Source organism: Aeromicrobium sp., from assembly GCF_025965075.1.
In the GTDB taxonomy this organism is placed as follows: domain Bacteria; phylum Actinomycetota; class Actinomycetes; order Propionibacteriales; family Nocardioidaceae; genus Aeromicrobium.
In genome coordinates this window covers 1-5,587 of record NZ_JAOPXQ010000062.1, presented here as the reverse complement: position 1 = coordinate 5,587, position 5,587 = coordinate 1, and the positions used below count along the sequence as shown (strand labels likewise).

7 protein-coding genes are annotated in these 5,587 nt (G+C 71.9%); 3 read left to right on the top strand and 4 right to left on the bottom strand.

Annotated features, from left to right (window positions below; translation table 11 throughout):
- Together JWQ91_RS04035 and JWQ91_RS04030 are read right to left on the bottom strand one after the other, a co-directional pair.
- Positions 1 to 1,148 (bottom strand): AarF/ABC1/UbiB kinase family protein (locus JWQ91_RS04035; RefSeq protein WP_297781147.1); only part of this gene is annotated, 1,148 nt, incomplete at its 3' end.
- A 26-nt stretch (positions 1,149 to 1,174) separates the two neighbouring features.
- On the bottom strand, positions 1,175 to 1,990 hold the full coding sequence (locus tag JWQ91_RS04030; RefSeq protein WP_297781143.1) for a hypothetical protein: 816 nt from the start codon (positions 1,988 to 1,990) through the stop codon (positions 1,175 to 1,177).
- 207 nt (positions 1,991 to 2,197) lie between these two features.
- Between JWQ91_RS04030 and JWQ91_RS04025 the strand changes: the two genes are divergently transcribed.
- Together JWQ91_RS04025 and JWQ91_RS04020 are read left to right on the top strand one after the other, a co-directional pair.
- The gene (locus tag JWQ91_RS04025) at positions 2,198 to 2,356 is read left to right on the top strand and encodes a DUF5679 domain-containing protein (protein ID WP_162891075.1); all 159 of its coding nucleotides are present in this window, start codon (positions 2,198 to 2,200) and stop codon (positions 2,354 to 2,356) included.
- 422 nt (positions 2,357 to 2,778) lie between these two features.
- Entirely contained in the window at positions 2,779 to 3,270 is a 492-nt protein-coding gene (locus JWQ91_RS04020) for a M48 family metallopeptidase (RefSeq protein WP_297781139.1), read from the top strand.
- On the opposite strand, the gene JWQ91_RS04015 is transcribed toward JWQ91_RS04020, so the two are convergent.
- The gene (locus JWQ91_RS04015) at positions 3,230 to 3,784 is read right to left on the bottom strand and encodes an NUDIX hydrolase (protein WP_297781138.1); all 555 of its coding nucleotides are present in this window, start codon (positions 3,782 to 3,784) and stop codon (positions 3,230 to 3,232) included. The genes JWQ91_RS04020 and JWQ91_RS04015 overlap by 41 nt on opposite strands.
- Positions 3,781 to 5,076 carry a zinc-dependent metalloprotease gene (locus tag JWQ91_RS04010; RefSeq protein WP_297781136.1) on the bottom strand — a complete coding sequence of 432 codons (1,296 nt, stop codon included), beginning with the start codon at positions 5,074 to 5,076 and terminating at the stop codon, positions 3,781 to 3,783. Before JWQ91_RS04010 ends, JWQ91_RS04015 begins: the two co-directional genes overlap by 4 nt.
- A 66-nt stretch (positions 5,077 to 5,142) precedes the next feature.
- Here JWQ91_RS04010 and JWQ91_RS04005 point away from each other — a divergent pair, with 66 nt between their 5' ends.
- Positions 5,143 to 5,565, top strand: coding sequence for a molybdenum cofactor biosynthesis protein MoaE (locus tag JWQ91_RS04005; RefSeq protein ID WP_297781134.1), 423 nt, complete (start codon positions 5,143 to 5,145; stop codon positions 5,563 to 5,565).
- The last annotated feature ends 22 nt before the right edge of the window (positions 5,566 to 5,587 follow it).

Genomic DNA, 5,587 nt, shown 5'->3' with positions numbered 1-5,587 from the left:
TCCCGGCTGAACGTGAACCGCTCGACCTGGGCCGGCTCGACGAACGGCCCGATGTAGCGGGCGATCGTGTCGGCGTCGAGATCGGAGCGGGACTTGATGAAGCCCTCGTCGCGCAGCCCGTCGAGCACGCTGTCGTAGTCGCCGTCGACGGCGTGGCGGAGCAGCCGCCCCATCGACAGCGGCAGGCCCTCGGGCAGCCGGGCGACCGCCCCGAAGTCGACGACGCCCAGGCGCCCGTCGGGCATGAGCCGGAAGTTGCCCGGATGCGGATCGGCGTGCAGCATCCCCGCGCGGCTGGGTCCGGCGAACAGGAACCGGACGTACGCCTCGCCGTAGCGGTCGCGCTGCTCCTGCGTGCCGGTCGTGATGATCTGGGCCAGGGACGCGTCGCTCTCGAGCCACTGCGAGACCAGGGCGCGCTCGGTGTGGGCCAATGGTCGCGGGACGACGATCTCGGGGTCGTCGGCGAACTCAGCGGCGAAGACCCCCTGGGCGCCGGCCTCGAGGGAGTAGTCGAGCTCCTCGGCGACCCGGTCCTGCAGCTCCTTGACCAGCGGCTTGACGTCGAGCCCCGGCGCGATGACGCCGAAGAGCCTGGCCAGCCGGGAGATCTGGCGCAGGTCGGACAGCAGCGCCTTGGCGGCGCCGGGGTACTGGATCTTGACCGCGACATCCTGGCCGTCGGCCCACGTCGCCCGGTGCACCTGGCCGATCGATGCCGAGGCGGCCGGCTTGTCCTGGAACGAGATGAACTGTGCGCGCCAGTCGTCGCCGAACTCCTGGGCCATGACCCGGTGCACCGTGCCCGGCGGCATCGGCGGCGCCGAGTCCTGCAGCTTGACCAGGGTCTCGCGATAGGGCCCGATGAACTCCTCGGGCAGGGCCGCCTCGAAGATGCTCATGGCCTGGCCGAACTTCATCGCCCCGCCCTTGAGCTGGCCCAGGACGCTGAAGATCTGGTCGGCGGTGCGTCGCTGCACCTCGTCGAGCACCAGGTTGGCGGGCGCCCCGACCATCCGCTTGCCCAGGCCCAACGTCGTACGTCCGGCGAACCCGACCGGCAGGGCAGCCAGACGCGCGGTCCGGGCGAAGGCGCTGCTGCTGATCGGACGGGACCTGCCGGGATCGCTGTCGGGGGAGTCGGGCACGTCGTCAGGATAGTCCGAATCGCCCGTCACGCCGCGGTGAGCAGATCGCAGGAGCACCCCGGGTGGAACGCGACGGGCCAGAACGTCCGCGCGTCGTGCGCGGGCCCGACAACCAGGCAGCGCCCGGTCGTGCGGGCCGGACCCCCGGCGGCATGCGTCAGCACCTCGACGGCCAGCTCACCGGCGGCGGCGTGGGTCGCGACGGCCGAGACCGCCGCGGGGAGCAGGATCGTCGACGCACGGCCGAGCTGGTGGACCAGTGCGGGCCAGGCCGGGTCCCAGTCGGCGCGGTGCCGGTCGTGGCAGCTGACGCAGGGGGCCCGCCCGGGGCTGACGAGGGGACCGATCCGAACCCGGTCCTCGTCGACCACGACCGGGAGGTGGTCGATGCCGAGCAGCGTGGCCCGCTCGAAGTCGGAGCGGGCCGGCTCGCCGTGCGAGGCCAGGACGATCAGGGCCGGCTCGGTCGAGTCCAGGTGCGTGAGCCCGGCCGCCTCGAGCAGGGCCCGAGCGGAGCCGACCAGCGAGGCGCTGCCGGCGTCGTGCTGCAGCGCGACCTCGTGGTCGATGCGCGGCCGCACGAGGGTCGCGCCGTCCACGACGGCCCCGGCGGCGCGCAGCTCAAGCAGCAGCGGGCGGATCCGGCCGACCAGCTCTGGGCAGCGTGCGGGGGCGAGCTCCTCGAGCCGGGCGACGTCCCGGGCGCCGTCGAGGAGCCGCAGGAACGGCAGGAGCCCGGGCCGGTCGGGGATCACGATCCCGGGTGACGTGCCGACCTGCAGGTGCGTGGCGTCGCGCCGCAGCAGCGGGGCGCCGGGACGCAGCGAGGGACGGAAGGCCATGCCGACAGGGTGACCCCGTCCCGGCCCCACGACCAGCCGCTCGTCCACAGCGCGGCGCCGGAACGCTCCGGCCACGGCGATAGGGGGCTGAAACGGGGTTTTCACGTGTCGCGACTCGCCGGGGGCGTTAAGGCGGGACTGAGCGTGAAATCCCGCTCTCACGCGTACGCTGACAGTGATCAGCACCACATCGGCAAGGAGGCCGCAATGTCGGAAACATGGAGTGGCGAGTTCTACTGCGTCAAGTGCAAGGAGAAGCGCGAGACGTCGGGAGAGGTCCATGTCAGTGACAAGGGCACTCGCATGGCCAAGGGCATCTGCCCGGTCTGTGGCACGAAGCTGAACCGGATCCTCGGCAAGGCCTGAGATCCACCCGCGGGGCGCAGGCCCCGCACTTCCCACATCTTGCGGAGGACCCGGTACGCCCGGGTCCTCCGCAGTTTCGTGTGCGGCTCCGGGTCGGCGTGGGCGTGGCTCCCGCACGGACGATGAGGGAGGCCCCCGACGGAGCTTGCCTTCCCCTTGCGACCTCCGTCGGGAGCCTCGATGGCGTGAACGCTAGGCGCGGTTTCGCGGCGCCGTCAAGCGAGTTTCCCGCATTGTTGTCCACGCCTGTGGATAAAACTGGGGACAAGTTGTGGGGAACGCCGAGGGAGGGTGTGGACGGGCCGGTGAACAACCCGTGGGCGAGCCGCCCGAACCGTCGACACCACGCCCGTGACCAGCGAGGATGGACCGATCCGGCTGTGGATAACATCTTTGTCGGGGGCACCGGATACGTTCGTCATATGGGCCAGGTGGAGATCCGTCGCAGCGCGCGGCGCAAGCGCACGGTGCGTGCCTATCGCGAGGGCGACAAGATCATCGTCCTGATGCCGGCCAACCTGTCACGAGCCGTCGAGCAGGAGCACGTCCGCAGCCTGGTGGAGCGGCTGGACCGGCGTGAGCAGCGTGTCCGGCCGAGCGACGACGAGCTCATGGCCCGGGCGGCGGAGCTGTCCCGGCAGTGGTTCGACGGGGCCGCGGTGCCCTCGTCGGTGCGGTGGGTCACCAACATGGACAAGCGCTGGGGGTCCTGCTCGAGCGGGGACCGCAGCATCCGGCTGTCCCACCGGTTGCGGGGGATGCCGCCCTACGTCGTGGACTACGTCCTGGTCCACGAGCTGGCGCACCTGATCGAGGCCAACCACAGCCGCCGGTTCTGGGCGCTGGTCGACGCGTTCCCGCACGCCACGCAGGCTAAGGGGTTCCTCGAAGGCGTGTCGTGGCAGCAGCAATGAGGTCCCGCACCGACTGATCCGTCTCGGCCGGCAGGTCGTCGACGTCGAACCAGGCCAGGTCGTCCGACTCGTCGCTGATGACGTGGACCGCGTCCTCGGGCGCGACCGCGACGAACTGCACGTCCAGGTGGTGCGACGGCCGGATCGGGCCGCACCCCGGCACCTCGTGCCGGGACAGCAGCACCGGCTCGGGGTCGATCGTCAGGGCGGGGATGCCGCTCTCCTCACGACCCTCGCGCAGCGCGGCCGCGGTGAGGTCGATGTCGCCGGCCTCGCAGTGCCCGCCGGTCTGCAGCCAGCGCTTGATCCGGCGGTGCAGCGTCAGCAGCACCCGCTGGTGCCCGGCGTCGACGATCAGGACGCTGGCGGTGAGGTGGTCGGGATGGCAGTCCCGGCTCATCGCGTCGGCGTGGGCGTCGAGATGGCCAAGATAGACCTGCCGCAGACGTTCCTGCTCGGGGTCGGGGGCGGTCCAGCGGGTGAGTACGTCGTGCGCGTCGGCGCGCAGCGTCACTCGTCGCCCTGGTCGGTGGTGGGGCCCTGGTCGCCGTCCAGCAGCTGCCCGAGCGCGGTGTCGAAGTCGGCGTCGCTCTGCGCGTTGCGCTCACCCTGCGCGAAGCCCAGCGGGTCGTCGAGGTCGGCCGCGGACGGCATCAGGTCGGGGTGGCTCCACACCGCGTCGCGGGCATCGGGTCCCTGCCGGTCGCGCAGCGCCGCCCACAGGGTCGTCGCCTCGCGCAGCTTGCGGGGCCGCAGCTCGAGCCCGACCAGGGCGGCGAACGTCTGCTCCGCGGGTCCGCCGGTGGCCCGGCGGCGGCGCATCGCCTCGGCGAGCGGGGTGGCGGCGGGCATGCGGTCCTTGGTGGCCTCGGACACGACCTCGTCGACCCAGCCCTCGATGAAGGCGAGCAGGGCCTCGAGCCGGTCCAGCGCCTTCTGCTGCTCGGCGGTCCGCTCGGGCTCGAACAGGCCGCCGTTGAGCGCCTCCTGGATGTCTTCCGGGCGGGACGGGTCGAGCCCGCGCATCTGCGACTCGATCGCGGACACGTCGATGCGGGTGCCCCGGCCGTACTCCTCGATCGCGCCGACCAGCGCGGAGCGCAGCCAGGGGGAGTGGTGGAACAGGCGGTGATGGGCGCACTCGCGCAGCACGACGTACAGCAGGACGTCGGAGGCGGGGTGCTCGAGGCCCTCGCCGAACGCCGCGACGCCCGCCGGCAGCACCGCGACGGTCCGCTCGGGTCCGAGCGGCAGGCCGATGTCGGTGGAGGAGACGACCTCGCCGGCGAGCCCACCGAGCGCCTGCCCGACCTGCTGGCCGAACATCGCGCCGCCGGCCTGTGACAGCATCCCGAACAGCGGCCCGGCCATCGCCTTGGCCTCCTCCGGGAGCGCGTCGCCCATGGCCTTGACGACGTGCGCGGCGATGGGCTCGACGAGCTTCTGCCACGTGCCGGCCGTTGCCTCGATCCACTCGGCCCGGCTCCATGCCGTCGAGGTCGTGGCGCCGGCCGGGATCGAGGTGGCGCCGTCGAGCCACAGCTCGGCGAGCCGGGTCGCGTCGTCGACCGCGCCCTGCTGGGCCGAGTTGGGGCTGGGATCGGGGCCCGCCGCGGCGAGCGTCTGGCGGGCGACGTCCTTGGCCAGCTCGAAGTTGACGCTGCCCTCGTGCGGGGCGAACATCTTCTGCATCTGGCCCATGATCTGGTTCATGTCGATCTGGCCGCTCGAGAACGCACCGAAGATCTGCTCCATGGGAGTGCCCGCGAACGGGTTCTGAGGCTCGTCGTTCTCGTCGTCTGGCATGTCTCCACACTAGCGACCGGATCCACCGAACCCCCGCGGCTCCTGTTCGCCCTACGATGAATCGACATGAGTGCCGTACGCCTGATCGCCATCCGCGAGACGCCGCTCAGCCTCGACGAGGTCTGGTCCGCGGTCAACGACCCCACCGCGGGCGGCACGTGCGTCTTCGTCGGGACGGTGCGTGACCACGACGGGGGACAGGGCGTCGCCGCGCTGGGCTACTCGTCCCACCCCACGGCCACGGCCCGGCTGCAGGACGTTGCGGACCGCATCGCGGCCGAGACCAACGTCGTCGCGCTGGCCGCGGTGCACCGCGTCGGCGACCTGACGATCGGTGACCTGGAGGTCGTCGTGGCGGCCTCCGCGGCACACCGGGCGCAGGCATTCGAGGCCTGCCGGCGGCTGATCGACGAGCTCAAGACCGACGTGCCGGTGTGGAAGCACCAGACCTTCACCTCCGGCGACGCCGAGTGGGTCGATCACGCCTAGGGGGCTGCGACTAGGCTTCACC